The organism is Flavobacterium sp. LM4 (genome assembly GCF_002017935.1).
Taxonomy (GTDB): Bacteria; Bacteroidota; Bacteroidia; order Flavobacteriales; family Flavobacteriaceae; genus Flavobacterium; species Flavobacterium chungangense.
In genome coordinates, this window is sequence record NZ_MUFW01000001.1 from 977,109 (window position 1) to 993,118 (window position 16,010).

14 protein-coding genes are annotated in these 16,010 nt (G+C 32.0%); all 14 read left to right on the forward strand.

The window, feature by feature from the left end; genetic code table 11:
• Positions 1-162: 162 nt before the first annotated feature.
• The 14 genes from BXU10_RS04465 to BXU10_RS04525 all read left to right on the forward strand — a co-directional run bounded on the left by BXU10_RS04465 (position 163) and on the right by BXU10_RS04525 (position 15,979).
• The gene (locus BXU10_RS04465; protein WP_078226283.1) at positions 163-732 is read left to right on the forward strand and encodes a hypothetical protein; all 570 of its coding nucleotides are present in this window, start codon (positions 163-165) and stop codon (positions 730-732) included.
• A 35-nt stretch (positions 733-767) separates the two neighbouring features.
• A complete protein-coding gene (locus BXU10_RS04470) occupies positions 768-1,508 on the forward strand; it encodes a hypothetical protein (protein ID WP_123921946.1) in 741 nt (246 codons plus the stop codon).
• A gap of 42 nt (positions 1,509-1,550) precedes the next feature.
• Positions 1,551-2,567, forward strand: a complete 1,017-nt coding sequence (locus tag BXU10_RS04475) for an RNA ligase (protein WP_078226285.1) — start codon at positions 1,551-1,553, stop codon at positions 2,565-2,567.
• A 70-nt stretch (positions 2,568-2,637) separates the two neighbouring features.
• Positions 2,638-3,915, forward strand: coding sequence for a hypothetical protein (locus tag BXU10_RS04480; RefSeq protein WP_078226286.1), 1,278 nt, complete (start codon positions 2,638-2,640; stop codon positions 3,913-3,915).
• Positions 3,916-3,919: 4 nt separating this feature from the next.
• Entirely contained in the window at positions 3,920-5,104 is a 1,185-nt protein-coding gene (locus tag BXU10_RS04485; protein WP_078226287.1) for a hypothetical protein, read from the forward strand.
• 124 nt (positions 5,105-5,228) lie between these two features.
• The gene (locus BXU10_RS04490) at positions 5,229-6,128 is read left to right on the forward strand and encodes an AAA family ATPase (RefSeq protein ID WP_078226288.1); all 900 of its coding nucleotides are present in this window, start codon (positions 5,229-5,231) and stop codon (positions 6,126-6,128) included.
• Between the two features lie 435 nt (positions 6,129-6,563).
• Complete coding sequence (locus BXU10_RS04495) at positions 6,564-7,364, forward strand: TatD family hydrolase (RefSeq protein ID WP_078226289.1); 801 nt, start codon at positions 6,564-6,566, stop codon at positions 7,362-7,364.
• A gap of 132 nt (positions 7,365-7,496) precedes the next feature.
• The gene (locus BXU10_RS04500) at positions 7,497-8,309 is read left to right on the forward strand and encodes a hypothetical protein (RefSeq protein ID WP_078226290.1); all 813 of its coding nucleotides are present in this window, start codon (positions 7,497-7,499) and stop codon (positions 8,307-8,309) included.
• Positions 8,310-8,531: 222 nt separating this feature from the next.
• The gene (locus tag BXU10_RS04505) at positions 8,532-9,281 is read left to right on the forward strand and encodes a nucleotidyltransferase domain-containing protein (protein WP_078226291.1); all 750 of its coding nucleotides are present in this window, start codon (positions 8,532-8,534) and stop codon (positions 9,279-9,281) included.
• Positions 9,282-9,287: 6 nt separating this feature from the next.
• Entirely contained in the window at positions 9,288-13,082 is a 3,795-nt protein-coding gene (locus BXU10_RS04510; RefSeq protein ID WP_078226292.1) for a YecA family protein, read from the forward strand.
• A gap of 1 nt (position 13,083) precedes the next feature.
• Positions 13,084-14,142: a DNA polymerase beta superfamily protein gene (locus BXU10_RS04515; protein WP_078226293.1), complete on the forward strand. Its 1,059-nt coding sequence runs from the start codon at positions 13,084-13,086 to the stop codon at positions 14,140-14,142.
• A gap of 35 nt (positions 14,143-14,177) precedes the next feature.
• Complete coding sequence (locus tag BXU10_RS24935) at positions 14,178-14,327, forward strand: hypothetical protein (protein ID WP_189328053.1); 150 nt, start codon at positions 14,178-14,180, stop codon at positions 14,325-14,327.
• Positions 14,328-14,589: 262 nt separating this feature from the next.
• On the forward strand, positions 14,590-15,528 hold the full coding sequence (locus tag BXU10_RS04520) for a multicopper oxidase domain-containing protein (protein WP_223255387.1): 939 nt from the start codon (positions 14,590-14,592) through the stop codon (positions 15,526-15,528).
• Between the two features lie 19 nt (positions 15,529-15,547).
• Complete coding sequence (locus tag BXU10_RS04525) at positions 15,548-15,979, forward strand: hypothetical protein (RefSeq protein WP_078226294.1); 432 nt, start codon at positions 15,548-15,550, stop codon at positions 15,977-15,979.
• Positions 15,980-16,010: the final 31 nt, after the last annotated feature.

Genomic DNA, 16,010 nt, shown 5'->3' on the forward strand with positions numbered 1-16,010 from the left:
CAATCAAAAGCAATACTTTGTCGATTTTGCAATGGAGATTTCTCGTTACGTCGAAATGACAAAAAGCACGTTTACAGTTTTTATAAAACTTTACGAGAAATAAATTATCTAAGCAAAATAACTGCGTAGTAATATTTTAATCTTTGAAAAAAAATGATAGATATGAAAAATTCAGAATTTGAAATCCATCCTTTTAATGAAGCTTTTTATATTCAAGCTTTATTAACCAAAACACGTTCAATTTTTAATGATGTTGAATTATTAAATGAAATTTTTGAAAGTAAATATTATGATTGTCAAAACGATGATTTGATTTTAGATTTATGTCAAAATATTATTCTTAATGCAGCTGGAATTTCTCGTTTTTTTTGGCCTCCAAAGAATACTGGTTATTACAAAATTAGAGCGGAAAAATTACGCGAAGTTTATCATATTAGTAATTCAAGTATTTTAAAAAATAGACATATGCGAAATCTTATCGAACATTTTGATGAGAAATTAGATGATTTTTTAAAAGAATTTATTAGAGGGATAGTAATGCCAAAATATGTGGGACCAATAACTTACGTTGATGATCAAAGAACATTTTTTAGAGCATATTTTCTTGATAAACATATTTTTAAGATGTTTAATGTGGAATATCCAATGGAACCAATTATAGAAGAGCTTAATAGAATTCATGAAATTTTATTACGACAACAAGAAAATGGTGATCGATTTCAATTGGAATAAATATCTAAAGAAAAATGTGTTTAAAAAAAAATAAAATGAAACCACCAATCTATCAAATATTCGGTTCTGAAAATTCTCTAGATCTCGATTTGGTTTTCTTCATTGAAGAAATGCCGGAAACGATTTTAGAAAAACTTTCACTCTCCAAAAAACTCAGTGAACCGATAAAATTATTTTACCCTGAAAAGAAAATCAATGCCAATCTTGCCGTTCAAAAAAATGGTCATTTAATCGAGGTTTACAAAGGCACAACAGACGAATTGAACAATGCATTATTCTACACGTATCCAAATCATAGTCAGAAATTCGATAATCAAATAACAAAACTTTTGATTAGAGATATCGATTTGAAATTTTTGAGAAGCACCCGAATGATTTTGTCTTTTTTAAGTAAAACAGCATATCGGTCGTTAATCAAAAACGCTTTGAAAGGCGATTTGGAAGAAAAGATTCAGGCATTAGAAAAAATAGATTTAAACCATATTGATTCTTTCGGAAAAGATAAAAACAACCTGGATAGTATGAAATCAATTGCATTTCAGTTAGGGCAGGCGATTTCGCTTCATCAAGGAAAAGAACTTTATACAAAAAACGAGATTGCACTTCAGTTTCCTGATTTGCGAAAATATCTTTTTAGAGAAGAAAATACCGATTTTGAAAACTTGCAGCAATGGGTTTTCAATTTTATCATTATACTCAAAATCAGAAGCTTTGAAATGAAAAATAAGACAGAGTATAAATATGAAGATGAAAACAAAATTGACTACGCAAAATAACTGCGCACTCAATTTTGAATATTTGTTCAAAGATTAGAACTAATGAATACAACGCTTTTAAAAGAAATGATTTCGCAAAATTATATCAGGGTAAACAAACATCCTGAGCATGATTTGTATATTTATAATTATACTCAAAATGCCCAATTTGAGAGAGTCTGGAATGAAATTACTTTAGCCTGTCGGGGCTTGATTTTAGATGGAAATGATAATGTAATTGCACGACCTTTTCCTAAGTTTTTTAATTTGGGTGAAATGGAAAATCAAATGCTTCCCAATACAACTTTTGAAGTGTTTGATAAAATGGACGGTTCGCTTGGCATATTGTACTGGATAAACGATGTGCCATTTATGGCTAGCCGGGGTTCGTTCGCCAGCGATCAGTCGGATAAAGCAAATGAAATGCTTCATGGAAAATATAAAGATTCATGGTCATTACTGGATAAAACCAAAACGTATTTGTTTGAAATTATCTATCCGGAAAACCGAATCGTTTTAGATTACGGAACATCAGAAGAACTGGTTTTACTGGCTGTTATCGATACGCAGTCCGGAGCAGAATTTCCTCTTGAGGATATTGGTTTTCCAATAGTTCAGAAATTTGACGGAATAAAAGAAGTCAGAATTTTATCAGTATTAAACCAGGAAAACAAAGAAGGCTTTGTAATTAAATACGCAGATAATTTTCGGGTAAAAATTAAATTCGAAGAATACCTTCGTTTACACCGAATTGTTACTCAGGTTTCTAATTTGAATATCTGGGAATATTTAAAAAACAATCAGTCATTCGAAGAAATTTTAGAGCGTGTTCCTGATGAATTTTTTAACTGGGTAAAGTTGACTAAAACAAATCTGGAAAATGAGTATAAAGCAATCGAAGCGCAATGTAAAGCTGATTTTAAAACATTAGAATCCCGTAAGGAAACCGCTTTGTATTTTCAAACGTGTAAATATCCAGGTGTTTTGTTTTGGATGCTGGACGGAAAAGAGTATTCAGAAACAATCTGGAAAATGATTCGGCCAAAATTTGAAAAACCGTTTAATAGAGAAGAAGAATAAAATTTAATTTAAACTGCGCAAAATAATTGCGCAGTGACAAAGCTATATTTGTCAAACAAAAATAAAGGTCATGATTATAAAACTTAAATCGGAAAATAAATACTTTTTAGACATTCTTTACAAGAACCCGAACACCGATCAGGGACTTTATCTGAAAGAATTGAAAAACGGGATTTTAATTGGAAATGTAATTGCCGAAAACGAATATCACTGTGTCTTTTTAGACGGCAAGAACAGTTATCTGCCGGAAGAAGGAAATCAAATCGATTTTCAAAGTTACTGCAGTCCGTTGCTGGCATTAAACATCATGACGGAGTTTTTTAATCATTTATACAAAGAAAACAAAGTTTTAAGTGAAACTTTGATTTCCTGGTTAGAGAAAAGTTACGATGAAGTAGATACCGGAAAATGTGCAATCGAAGTTCCTACATTCTTTATAGATTCAAACTGGTATAAAAACGAAAAATATCTTTTGTCGAAATATATTGATGGTATATCGCTTCAACACAAAATTGGAAATAATTTCGAATTAAGGATTGAAGGAGCAACGGTAAGGGAAGCAATTCAGAAATTCTCGTTGGTAGCATTATTTACACATTTCACAAACAGGTACGCAGTATACACTTTTATTGATGATTTTTTCATTCAGAAGCATATTACGATGTTTATCAATCTTGCCGGAATTCCGTATTTCGTATTTTATCTTTTTATAAAAAGAATCATGCGTTCGCCGGTGCAGTTTGAGAAGTTTAAACCGCAGTTAGAAGCTTATTTTGATAATGAAGTTCAGTTTGTTTTTACAGATACGCATCAGTCGAGAAAAGAATTCATTTGCAGTAAAATTGATTTTGATGAAACTGTTCTGGATTTCGGCTGTGGAGAATTACAATATTTCAAATTATTAAATAAAAGAGGATTTACGCAGGAATATTACGCTTACGATGAGGTCGATTTTAAACACGTTGCAGATAAAATTCAGGCTATTGAAAGAGCAGATCATTTGGTTTGGATTGAAAAATTAGATGAGCTTAAAGATTTTCAAGGCCAGATTATTTTAAGCGAAGTGATTGAACACAATTCGTTAGAAGAAGCAAAATCATTGTTGATCTGGATTCGGGATAATACCAATTTTACGCGATTATTTGTAACAACACCGGATAAAGATTTCAACGTAAATTATGAATTGACAGAAGAGTTCAGACACGATGATCATGATTTCGAATTATCGAATGAAGAATTTGTAAAGTTAATTGAGGTGATTTTTCCAAATCCTAAAACATTTTATGGTGTAGGAGATTGTGTAAAAGGAGTTTACCCGACAAGTGCGGTAATCATTCAAAAAAAGTAAAGAGATGTTAGATTTTAAAGTAAGAAATAGAATAGAGTGGTTCTGCTCAAATAAGATCAATGATTTTTCGCCAACCATTTCCCCAGCGCCAAAAAGCAAAGACAAAAACGAAATCGAAAGCATCGAAGAAGCGGTAAATTATTATTTGAAAAATGGTGTGACTGATTTCGTAGTTCAGAAAAAATATATGGGTTCCTACTGCACGATTTATCTAAAAAGAAATCTCGATGAAACCTATTTTGTTTCACGAAATGGTTTCAAATTAGATCACATCAATGTAGAACAGGCGATAAACAGTCTGAAAGCGTTACATGCCAAAATGCTGCTTGCTTTTCCTGATTTCGAAACACTTTTGATTGCTTCAGAATTGTTGCCGTGGAAAGTTTTAGGAGCGGGATTAATCGAAAAAGAATTCACAGGTTATTATGATGCTTTACAAACGCACAATTTGTATTTGAAAACTTCAGGATTGCTTGAAAAACTGACTGCTGTAAAAAATGAGGAATCCTTTACAGCTTATGTTTCGGATAAAAAGCAATTGACCAGAAAAGAATTTGGCAGTAAATACAAAACGCATATTGTTCGTCAGTATGAAGCTTTGGAGGCAGTAAAAATTCCGGATTTAGATAAGCAGCAGGAATCTTTAACTGTATTCAAAAATCAGATCGATACGTTTGGCACTGAAGGCGAAATACATTTTAAGCCTTTCACGATTTTAAAAGAAGTCAAAATTTCGGATGAAGAAGTATTGCCAAACAGTAATTTAACGTATGAACTGGTAAATGATGATGCGTTTCTGCATTTAGAAATTACGGCTTCTAATAAAGAAGAAAAGCTAAAAGAGATTTACGCTTTTTTTGAAAAACTGACTGAAGCCAATGAAGAAGGAATCATGATAAAACCGACTCAGAATTACATTAAAAACCTGCCGCCATGTTTTAAAGTCAGAAACAACAATTATCTCACGATGATTTACGGAGTGAATTTTCATCAGGATTTTGAGCATTATATCGATAAGAGAAACGTAAAAAAGAAACTGGAACAATCGATAAACGGCTGGGAAATCAATCAGAAGATGCTTCAGATTCCGTACAAAGATTTAGGCTACGAAAATTATTTAATGCGTTTACTCCTTTTGAAAAGAATCAATAATGAAGAAATAGAAAAAACATTAGACCCAAGATTGTAAGTAAGTCAAAAGTTTAAAGTCATAAAGTTGCAAGTCGAAAGACATTGTCAATATTAACTTTGTACTGTTTTTTACCAGACTTTATGACTTTAGGCTTTGGACTTTATGACAAAAAAAAAATAAAATGAAAAAGATACCTACATTAACGATATTAGTCGGCTGTCCGGCATCAGGAAAAAGTACGTTTGCCGAATGGAAAGTGAGAACTGAAGCCAAAACCATGCGAATCAGTCGTGATGAAATCAGGTTTTCGCAATTTCAGGAAGTAATGGACCAATCGGTAGAAAGCATGATTACGAAGATTATCAATGTGCAGATTAAAACGTTGCTTTCAAATGGATGGAATGTACTTTTGGATACCTGCAATGTAAATCTGGAATACATTAAACAACCTATTGCTGATTTCTCAGAAATGGCCAATATCGAATTTAAAGTTTTTGATTTACCACTCGAAGAACTTTTTAGCCGAAATGATAAAAGAGACCGAAAGGTGCCAAAAAAGGTAATCGAAAACATGTATCACCAATTGCAGAAAACCAAACAAAAATTTGATTTTAAATCCATCAGAAAAGTCGAAAAGAATCTGGAATACTGCGATCAAAACCTAAACCTGCCAAAAGCAATTATCTGTGATCTAGACGGAACACTGGCTTTGATGAATGGGCGGAATCCTTTTGATGCAAGCAAATGTGACGAAGATGAAATCAATAATCCGGTGGCCAATGTGTTGAGAAACTACAAGAAACTTGGATACGAAATATTGCTGGTTTCCGGAAGAGAAGACCGATACAAAGAACCAACATTGCGTTTCCTTCAAAAACACGAAATCGAATACGATGAACTAATCATGCGTAAAACCAAAGACAGCCGAAAAGATTCGATCATTAAAACCGAAATCTATAACGAATTTATAAAAGATAAATACTTCGTAGAATTTGTTTTAGACGATAGAAACCAAGTAGTAGATACCTGGCGAAATGATTTGAAACTGCCGTGTTTTCAGGTGTATTACGGGGATTTTTAGTATTCAATGTAGAGGCGCACTGCAGTGCGTCTAACACAACATATCCTTATTTTATGTCATTTCGACGAAGGAGAAATCTCCACAAGTAACTCCGCAACGAAAGTTCAAACTTTGTCGAGCTTCTTACGGATATTTCTCCTCCGTCGAAATGACAAACGTTACGAAAAAAAAATTTGCGACTCCGTGACTTTGCGAGATTTTTTTTACTACAAAGGCATAAAATATTTCACGCAGATTCGGCAGATTTTAGCAGATTTGTTTAGATTTTTTTTAATATAATTTGAGAGCGTCTGCTTAAATCTTTTTTAAATCTGCGTGAAACAAAAACTCAGCGCCTTAATGACAAAAAAAACAAAATAATAATTAACGGTAAAAGAGAGGAAAAAAAAACTTAGCATCTCAGCCTCTCAGAACCTTAGCAACTTTAAAAAAAATATGAAAACATACATAGACATAGGAATCAACCTAACCAACAAACAATTCCAAAACGACATAGACGATGTCGTACAAGACGCAGTCGACGCCGACGTATCTCAGATGATACTAACAGGCACAAGCGTACGAAACAGTGAAGAATCTGCTAAAATTGCAAAACAGTATCCAGGCGTGTTGTATGCGACGGCAGGAATTCACCCGCATGACGCGAAGAGTTTTGATGCACAGAGCATTTCGAAACTAAAGAATGTATTACAGCAGAAACACGTCGTTTCCGTTGGCGAATGCGGACTCGATTTTGATCGTGATTTTTCGCCCCGAAACAAACAGGAAGAATGTTACAGGGCTCAATTAGAATTGGCGATTGAAGTTCAGAAACCTTTGTTTTTGCACGAAAGAGCTGCTTTTACCCGATTTATGGAAATCACAAAAGATTATCTGCCGAAACTGCCAAAGGGCGTGGTGCATTGTTTTACGGGAAGTCTGTCCGAAGCCAAAACCTATCTCGATAACGGATTTTATCTCGGGTTTACAGGAGCGATTTCAGATGCCAAACGTTTCAGCCATTTAAAAGAAGTCATTCAGTACGTACCGCTTGACCGAATGATGATCGAAACCGATGCGCCGTTTATGCTGCCAAAAAATGTGCCGAACAGCCTTTTGAAAAAATACCACGAACGCCGTTGTGAACCTGCTTTTCTGCCTTTTGTTGCCGGAACATTGGCACAATTTAAAGGAGTTCCTTTGGATAAGGTGGCGGAGGAAACGACTAGAAATGCTAAAGTCTTTTTTGGGATTTAAGATTTTTCTAATAGCTTTTGAAATAGAATACAGCTGTCCCAACGGCAGGATGAATCGCAATAGCGTTTTATTATTTGTAGTAAATGAGTTTAGGAGATGTAATATTTGTTTAATTTGCCTAAAAAATATTGAATGAAATTTATAACCAACAGAACCATAATTCTAAAATCATTTATTGCGGCAATAGCCGTATTAGGAATTAAAAACTTTATCTTTAAACACCTTTCGCTTTACGGACAGGACTTTCACGATTTGATAGAACTGGCTGATATTTCGATTATTTTTACCGGTGCTTTTTTTGTTTTCGGATTACTGTTGGCAGCAACGATGACCGATTTTAAAGAAAGTGAAAAAATCCCCGGCGAAATAGCTTCTAATCTCGAAGCAATCAAAGATTGGATTTATCTGGCTTTCAAAGCGCCCAGAACAGGAACTTCTGATTTGTGCCGGGAAGAATTAAACCCCGCTTTTTTGCGTCAGGAAATGATTGCGATTACCGATGGCATTGTGGAATGGATCAATTCCAACGGAAAAGATTCTAATATTATCTTTCCGTTGATTCGGAAATCAAATGAGATTGCCTATTATTTTGCCGAAAGAGGTGTCGATAAAGAAGCTATAAAAGGCATACAGGAAAACACCAATGCGATGCGGAAACAGCTTACGCGTGCCTATTCGATTTCGAGAAACAACTTCATTAAGCCGGCTTATACCTTGCTCCACAGTATTTTGTTTATTGTAATGTCGCTTTTACTGATTACCAAATTCAAAAGCCCCTCAGCCGATTATCTGGTAACTTCTGCCATCACGTATCTGTTTTGCTATTTGTACTTATTGATTAGCGGCCTCGACGATCCTTTTGATATTTTCAATGGCGATACCAATGTCGATTTAAAACCCATTGACCGATTCAGGCAGCGTTTGGTTTCGGATTTTTTGGTTTAAGTTTGATTTTATGTAACTCTGCGGTGTGAGTGTCAAAGTATAAAACTTAAAACATCCTGCAGAATAAAAACTTTGCGACTCTGCGTCTTCGCGAGATTAATTCAAATAGAGGGAAGAAAAACCTAAGAACCTCAGCAACTTAGAACCTCAGTACCTTTTAAAAAAATCACGTGTTACTACTTGGTTTAAAACATTCCCGATTAATTACATTTGAAACCAGCCATGAAAGAAAAAATACTCCAAAAATTAAAAGAAATTGAACTGCAAAAAGACGTAGAAATACTCTTTGCCGTAGAATCCGGAAGCCGTGCCTGGGGATTTGCTTCTCCGGACAGTGACTATGATATTCGTTTTATCTACAAACACAAACCCGAGTATTATTTGTCGCTTTGGGAACAACCCGACGTAATTGAATTCATGACCGAAGACGATCTTGACGGTTCCGGCTGGGATTTACGGAAAGCCATAAAATTATTGGCAAAATCTAACGCACCTTTGATCGAGTGGTTGTTTTCGCCAATTGTGTATTATGCAAATGATGATTTTGCAAAACAAATGCAGGACATAGCCGTAAAATGTTTTTCGCCAATAGCGGTTTTGCACCATTATTTAGGAACGACAAAAAAATTCATGGAAGTCTGCGAAATGGAAGAGGTAAAACTAAAAAGTTATTTCTACGCCTTACGCACCGCTTTAGCCGGAAAATGGATTATAGAAAACAATACCTTTCCGCCCGTAGATTTTGCTGATGTATTGCCAATTGCACCACAAAAGATACAAGACAAGATATTAGAATTACAACAAATAAAAGCCAACAAAGATGAAAAGTATCTGCATCCAAAAGAAACTTTAATAACGGATTTTTTATTGGAAACGATACAGTTTAATCAGGAGAATGCGAGTAAATTGGGAAGTGGGAAGAAGATGAATGAGGAGTTGGATTTGTTTTTTAGGGGCTTAATTGCAAAATAGAAGATTATGAAAAAAATTGGACGAAACGACTTTTGTTTATGTGGAAGTGGTATAAAATATAAAAAGTGTTGTCTTAATAAAATAGAAAACAGTACATACAAAAGTTTTGAAAAAAATCCTCAATCTTTTTTTAGCCAGTATAATAAGATGGAGCTTTTAGCTACTATTGCATTACTAAAATCTTTACCAGAAAATCACGGTAAAAATATTAGACTTGAAGAAATTCAAAAAGAGGCATTACGATCGAAAAGCATTCAAAACAATATTATTGATTATAAAAAGCTAAATGAATATTTATCTAAAAACTATTCGTTTAATTATCAGGAAGATCCTCCGGAAAATTTATTTACAGAAAATATAATGACACCTTTAGGAAATATGATTGTTTTTTCAGGTGTCACAGAGGGACAAGTATATATTTTACAATCATTAATTAATGTACTTTCAAATAAAAATTCTTTGCCAGATTTTTTTATCAAAGAAGCATTAAGTTCTGCATTCTTTTTGCTTATAGTTTCGGATTTAATATGCTCTTCTTTAAGCTATGAAAGAAATTTACCGCATAAAGATACTGATTCAAATAATATTTATTTTCCTAATGATGACTTCTTTTATGAGAATACCGAAAAACTAATTTTCAGTAAAGAAAGATTTGAAAAATTAAGTAATAAAATTCATTTTGATTTTAGTTTACTAGATAACTTTTTAATTGATTTAGCAAAGGATGATTTTGAAACAAATGATCCAAATGAAAACCCTCTAATTTTTAAGCCAATTCTCAAGGTAGATAATAATTATATAATTGTTTCGCCGACAAATATTGTTTTTGCCATAGTTTTTAATATTTATAGTTTAGGAGTGAAACATAATTGTTTAGATGCTTTAATAAAACAATTATCAAAAGAATGTTGGAGGCAATGCAATTTTATATTAGATAATTTTGGATATAAAAGAATTGATTTTAAAACGATTAAAACCGATTTACCTATATATGAAGGGTTATACACTTTCGATACTGATAAATTAGCTTATATAACTTATCAATTTGATAATGGTAAAAATTATAATTTAGTTTATCCTTTAACTCCTCATATCGATGATTCGATGCAAAAGGAAATAATGAAACATCAAAAGAAATCATATAATAATCTAATTAGTGATAGTGATTTTAAAAAATATGAGATATTTAATCTGAATATTACTTTAGGAATTGGAAGACCAACGATGTTTAGATTTGAAATTTTAAATAAAAAGGTTTTTAATTTAAGACTGAGAATGGATGAATTAATAATTCTTCATAAAAGCAGTAAACTAAATAACTTGACTTTATATAATTATGCAAAAGCTGAAGCCGAGATCAGGGTAATTACTCCTTTTTTTTTAGATAATATCTCAATGTTCATTAAAAATGAAGAAAGTTTCTATATAGATGATAATTATAGGCCTGATGGTCTTTTTGTTAGTATTGGCAACGCACTTGAATTTAAAACGGAATCTATTAAAAAGAATGATGCACATGTGGGAATCTATCACCAAAAAGATGATTTTATTTTCCTTCCCGTGGAAAGGGAATTTTTTCCAGCTAATCTGCCAATTTACAGGACTAAGAATGTTGATCAATTTTCAAATAAAATCTTATCAAGAGCATTCGAAAGAGAAATTTGGATTGAACCAATAAATAATATTGATGAGGAAGATAAAAATCATTTTACCATAGAGATATGTATTACAATAGCATTTTGGTTTAATGAAATAGCATTAAACTTAAGCCCACATTTAAAGCTCAATAAAATAAAACCCTTAGTATTTAAAATTGATTTTGATTATATAGAGAATATTTTACCTGAATTTGATAATTTAGATAGTTCAGTTGATCCATTTGAACAAATCATTTATTCAATAAATGAAAATGAGATTACCATCAAACTAAATACATATTTTTATAAAGTAATATATAGGAGTGATAATTTAGGAGAGCATTTGTTGATTAAGCGAATTTTATACATTTTATCCCAAATACAAGATTCAGAAAAAAAACAAGTTTTAAGTTTAAGCTTAAACGAGGTCGATGTTTTTATTAAAAGTAATATTCCAATCAATCAAAAGAAAAAATTATTATTCCAAATTTCAGATATTGATGTTCGAAATAATCCTAAAAATCTAATTAGATATAATAGAAAACTTTCACTCTATCATGTAAATAAGCAATTAGATAATCTCCCTAAAGCATTAGGGTATACGAAATTTGATAAAGAAATCTCGTTAAAAGGAATTGATAAAGAAGAGTTACTTAAAAAAGTAATTGATCATTTTTATAATTTAATAAAAGAGAGTATTGTCAAGTTTGATTTTGAAGATGTTATTGTAATATTACTTAGTTTTTATGAACGGATTATTTTTAATAGAGAACATGGTAAGTTTCAATTAACTCCAAAAATTGAATGTTTTAAAAATCATTGTGATATCAAAAAAAATATTTCTGATGAATTTAAAAAGAACACTCAAATTTCTTTGAGTCTTAGATGTTTAATAGAATATGTTGTTAATAATCCACCAAATGGGAATGAATATTTTGATAGTAATAAATTTGACGAAACTATTGCTTTAATGAATAATATAATTAATTGGGGATTTTTATATGATGAACATATTTTTAATATAGCTGATATTAATATTTCAATTTTAAAATCAGGAAGAATTGGTAATAGTAAAGAATTTAGAAGTAAAAGTATTGAGCCATTTTATAATGAAAAATTTAAAGAAGATATTTCTGATTATTCTAATGTGTTTATTAATGAACATTTTAAATTATCGAAGACTGATGAAACAGATGGTAATATTGAAAAAGGTGAATTTGAATTAGCTTTTGAAGATGAATTTGAAATTGATTATAATAATTTTAACGATATTATTTTTGAAAGTGTTATAATTGCATTTGAGGAGAATACTTCAGTTGTATCAAAAAATAAAAATGATTTTATTTCTATTTTAAGTAAAAAACTCAATTTAGAATTTAGTGAGGTTGAAAAGATTATTAATACTCTTTCAATAAATGTTAGTGTTACTAATCAAATTAATTATTTTCATTCAGAGAATGATGAAAATTATCCATGGAGATTTAATAGAAAAAAATCATTATTGCAAAAACCTTTTATAATTAGGAAAACTGAAAAACAAGAAAAAATTTATTATGGGTCAAGAGAATTATATGATTCATTTGAAAATTTGTATAGTATAATATTGTCAGGTAGGTTTAATTCTAAAAAAGCAAAAATGAATTCATTTTTGTCAAAAATAAATTTAAAGAAAGGAGAAGAATTTAATAATGATTTATTCGGATTAATCAAATCAAATCTGAATTGCTTAATTATAGAAAAGGAAGTTACTATTGGGCCAAAGAAGTCAGATGTTTTGAGAAATAATTTAGATTTGGGAGATTTTGATATATTGTTAGTTCAAGTTGATTTAAAGAAAATAGTTTGTATTGAAAGTAAGAATACAAATTTTGCTAGAACACCATATGAAATGAATCGAGAAATAAATAATTTTATAAAAAAAAGCGATAAAGGTTGGATTCAAAAAGTAGAAAAGAGAGAGGAGTGGTTGAATGAGGATAAAAATTCTTTAAAGATACTTAACAGTAATATTGATTATTCTAATTTTTCTATAGAATATGTTTTCATAACTAAAGAGGCAATTCCTTTAAGTTATATAAAGGATATAAGTTATAGGTTTTTAACGATATACGATATCAGAAATAATCCCCTAATCCTATTTGAAAAGGATTCAAAATATTTATAAAATGACCATCCAAACCCTAAAATCCCAAACCCTAATCCTTTTCGAAGTCATTTCGGGAAGTAAATCGTTTGGGTTACATACACCAACATCTGATACCGATATCAAAGGTGTTTATTATCTGCCAAAAGAAAAATTCTTTGGGTTAGATTATATTCCGCAGATCAGTAATGAAACCAATGATGAGGTGTATTACGAAATTGGTCGTTTTGTAGAATTACTCATCAAAAACAATCCTAATATTTTGGAGATTCTGGCTTCGCCGGAAGACTGTATTTTGTACAAACATCCCTTAATGGAGCATTTGAAGCTTGAAGATTTTTTATCGAAACTCTGCAAAGATTCTTTTGCCGGTTATGCCGTAACGCAAATCAAAAAGGCGAGAGGTTTAAACAAGAAAATCGTAAATCCGTTACCAAAGGAAAAGAAAAGTCTTTTGGATTTTTGTTATGTTTTAGAAGATTATAAAACCGTTTCGGTATTAGAATTTCTGACGGAAAATGATTTAAAGCAGGAACAAATTGGTTTGGTCGATCTTCCCAATTCAAAAGGAATGTTTGCTTTGTTTTATGATAAAAATAAAACTTTAGGCTACAAAGGCATTACTCAGAAAGAAAACTCAAATGAAGTTTCGGTTTCATCGATTCCAAAAGGTGAAAAACTAATCGGTTATTTGTCGTGTAATCAGGACGGCTATTCTAAATATTGCAAAGAATACACAGAATACTGGAACTGGATCGAAAAACGCAACGAAGACCGCTACAACACCAACCAGCAGCACGGAAAAAATTACGACAGCAAAAATATGATGCACACCATCAGGCTTTTGCAAACGGCAGAGCAGATTCTTTCAACAGGGAAATTAAATATCAGGGTTTCCAATCGTGAAGAACTTTTAGATATTAAAGCCGGAAACAGAGAATACGATGATTTACTGGAAATGGCGGATAATCTAATTGCTTCAATCGAAAATCATTATCAAACCTCAACTTTACCTGAAAAACCGGATGAAGAAAAAGCTATTCAGACTTTGATCAAAATTAGGGAAGAGTTGTATCTGTAAAATAATTCTATATTTAACATCCAAATCCATGTAACATGAACTGCAAATTAACTTTTAAAGAAAGAGCCGAGATAGCCATGAAACAGTTAGAAAAGCAGAAACCTGTAACTTTAGAACAAGCAAGGGCACAGGCAAAAAGGCTTAGCGAAATGAGTAAATCAAAAGAAAAGAAGAAAAGAATTTAAAAGAATTTTCTAAATCAAACAAGAATTATATTCCTAAACAACATAACAAATCGCTCCGGTTTCAGGGCGATTTTTTTGTTAGTGCAAAATTCAGTTTTAGTAAATCCTCATTTTATTTCAGGGCCAAAACCGGAAAAATATCAGATATTTTAAGATTTATACTGCAAAAACAGGTGTTTGTACGCAGTCTTTTCATTTTTTATAGCTCTAAATTTGAATTGTAATATCAAAGCTGGTATTGAACAATAATTTGGGTTTAGAAATGAAAAACTGCAATAAAATCATATGGGTCTGTTCTTTTTTATTCTTTAGTGCCTTGTTGTTTTCTCAAAACGAAAGATTAATTATTGGAAGAACAACAGGAAAACTGGAACTGGATAATACTGTTATCCGAACTTTTGGTTTTGCTGATTCGCTTTCGGGACAGATTACTTTTCCGGGATCTTATATCGATATAAAAGAAGGTAATAGTATCCTTATCGATTTTTGGAATATCTCGCAGGGAAATCCGGTTTCATTATACTGCAAAGAAATTGACTTTGTACAACATGATAAGGAAAACGAGATCATGAAAGAAAAAGAAGCGATTCATCATATGGAACACGGATTTTATTCGTTTCAGGCAAAAAAATCAGGAACCTATTTGTATTACAGTCCCGAAAATTATCCTTTCAATCTTCAGGCCGGAATGTTTGGCGTGATTGTTATTCGGCCTAAAGAAAATGAGTATTCGTCTGTCAAACCTTCGAAAGAAGTAATGTGGTGCAGTAACGAATTAGATACACAATGGCACACTGATACCATTATGGGAACCGAATATGATTCTTCAAACAAGGCTATCATTCTTCCTAAATACAAACCGAATTATTTCTTAATCAATGGCGAAACTTTAGATAAAAATAAAGGCTTACAGTCCTTGGTGCACAAAAAAGATACGCTTTTGCTTCGGTTAGTAAATGCAGGTTTATATGAGCACGAAATCGTGTTTCCGTCCCGGACAAAACTTCATTTACTGTACGGGAAAGACTTTAATATCAAAACAGTATCAAAAGGATATCAGCTAAAGCTGCACCCGGGCGAATGTTTCGAACTGCTGGCTTATTTAGGCGATACAGCAGAAACAGAAAAAATCAAATATCGTTTTATAAATCCCGCTTCAAAGAAGACAAATTACAAAGCGGCAATTCCTGTCTTTTATTAATAATTTAAACCCATTTATCATGAAAATAAGACTAATTTGCTTTATTCTTCTTCTTCTTTCATTTTCCTTCGCTTTTGCACAAACCAAACCTACTTTTTCTGTTGTAGGAAGTTCAGTAAACAAAGAAAGCGTGCAAAAAAGCAAACGACTGGATATTTCTAAAATCAAAGTCGAAAATATTTCGGATGGACCAATTTACCTCGTTTGGGAAACGATATACAATTCATTTCCAAAAGAATGGGACTGCTCGATGTGCCAGCACGGAGCCTGCCAGATCGGAATTCCGAAAGGTTCTGCTTTTAGAAAGCTCAATGCCGATCAGCAGGGATTTATTGCCATTCATGTAATTCCTGCCAACAAAACAGGAAGCGGTACGGTAAAATTTAGAATCTATGATAAAGCCAATCCCGAATATGCCAAAGTTTTAACCTTTGAAGTAGAAGCACTTTAACCTAAATAAACAAATCAACAGTAACCTTAAA

Bases quoted from the DNA above. Each gene is read 5' to 3' on its own strand.
- BXU10_RS04465 (WP_078226283.1), top strand. From the start codon at position 163: ATGAAAAATTCAGAATTTGAAATCCATCCTTTTAATGAAGCTTTTTAT.
- BXU10_RS04470 (WP_123921946.1), top strand. From the start codon at position 768: ATGAAACCACCAATCTATCAAATATTCGGTTCTGAAAATTCTCTAGAT.
- BXU10_RS04475 (WP_078226285.1), top strand. From the start codon at position 1,551: ATGAATACAACGCTTTTAAAAGAAATGATTTCGCAAAATTATATCAGG.
- BXU10_RS04480 (WP_078226286.1), top strand. From the start codon at position 2,638: ATGATTATAAAACTTAAATCGGAAAATAAATACTTTTTAGACATTCTT.
- BXU10_RS04485 (WP_078226287.1), top strand. From the start codon at position 3,920: ATGTTAGATTTTAAAGTAAGAAATAGAATAGAGTGGTTCTGCTCAAAT.
- BXU10_RS04490 (WP_078226288.1), top strand. From the start codon at position 5,229: ATGAAAAAGATACCTACATTAACGATATTAGTCGGCTGTCCGGCATCA.
- BXU10_RS04495 (WP_078226289.1), top strand. From the start codon at position 6,564: ATGAAAACATACATAGACATAGGAATCAACCTAACCAACAAACAATTC.
- BXU10_RS04500 (WP_078226290.1), top strand. From the start codon at position 7,497: ATGAAATTTATAACCAACAGAACCATAATTCTAAAATCATTTATTGCG.
- BXU10_RS04505 (WP_078226291.1), top strand. From the start codon at position 8,532: ATGAAAGAAAAAATACTCCAAAAATTAAAAGAAATTGAACTGCAAAAA.
- BXU10_RS04510 (WP_078226292.1), top strand. From the start codon at position 9,288: ATGAAAAAAATTGGACGAAACGACTTTTGTTTATGTGGAAGTGGTATA.
- BXU10_RS04515 (WP_078226293.1), top strand. From the start codon at position 13,084: ATGACCATCCAAACCCTAAAATCCCAAACCCTAATCCTTTTCGAAGTC.
- BXU10_RS24935 (WP_189328053.1), top strand. From the start codon at position 14,178: ATGAACTGCAAATTAACTTTTAAAGAAAGAGCCGAGATAGCCATGAAA.
- BXU10_RS04520 (WP_223255387.1), top strand. From the start codon at position 14,590: ATGAAAAACTGCAATAAAATCATATGGGTCTGTTCTTTTTTATTCTTT.
- BXU10_RS04525 (WP_078226294.1), top strand. From the start codon at position 15,548: ATGAAAATAAGACTAATTTGCTTTATTCTTCTTCTTCTTTCATTTTCC.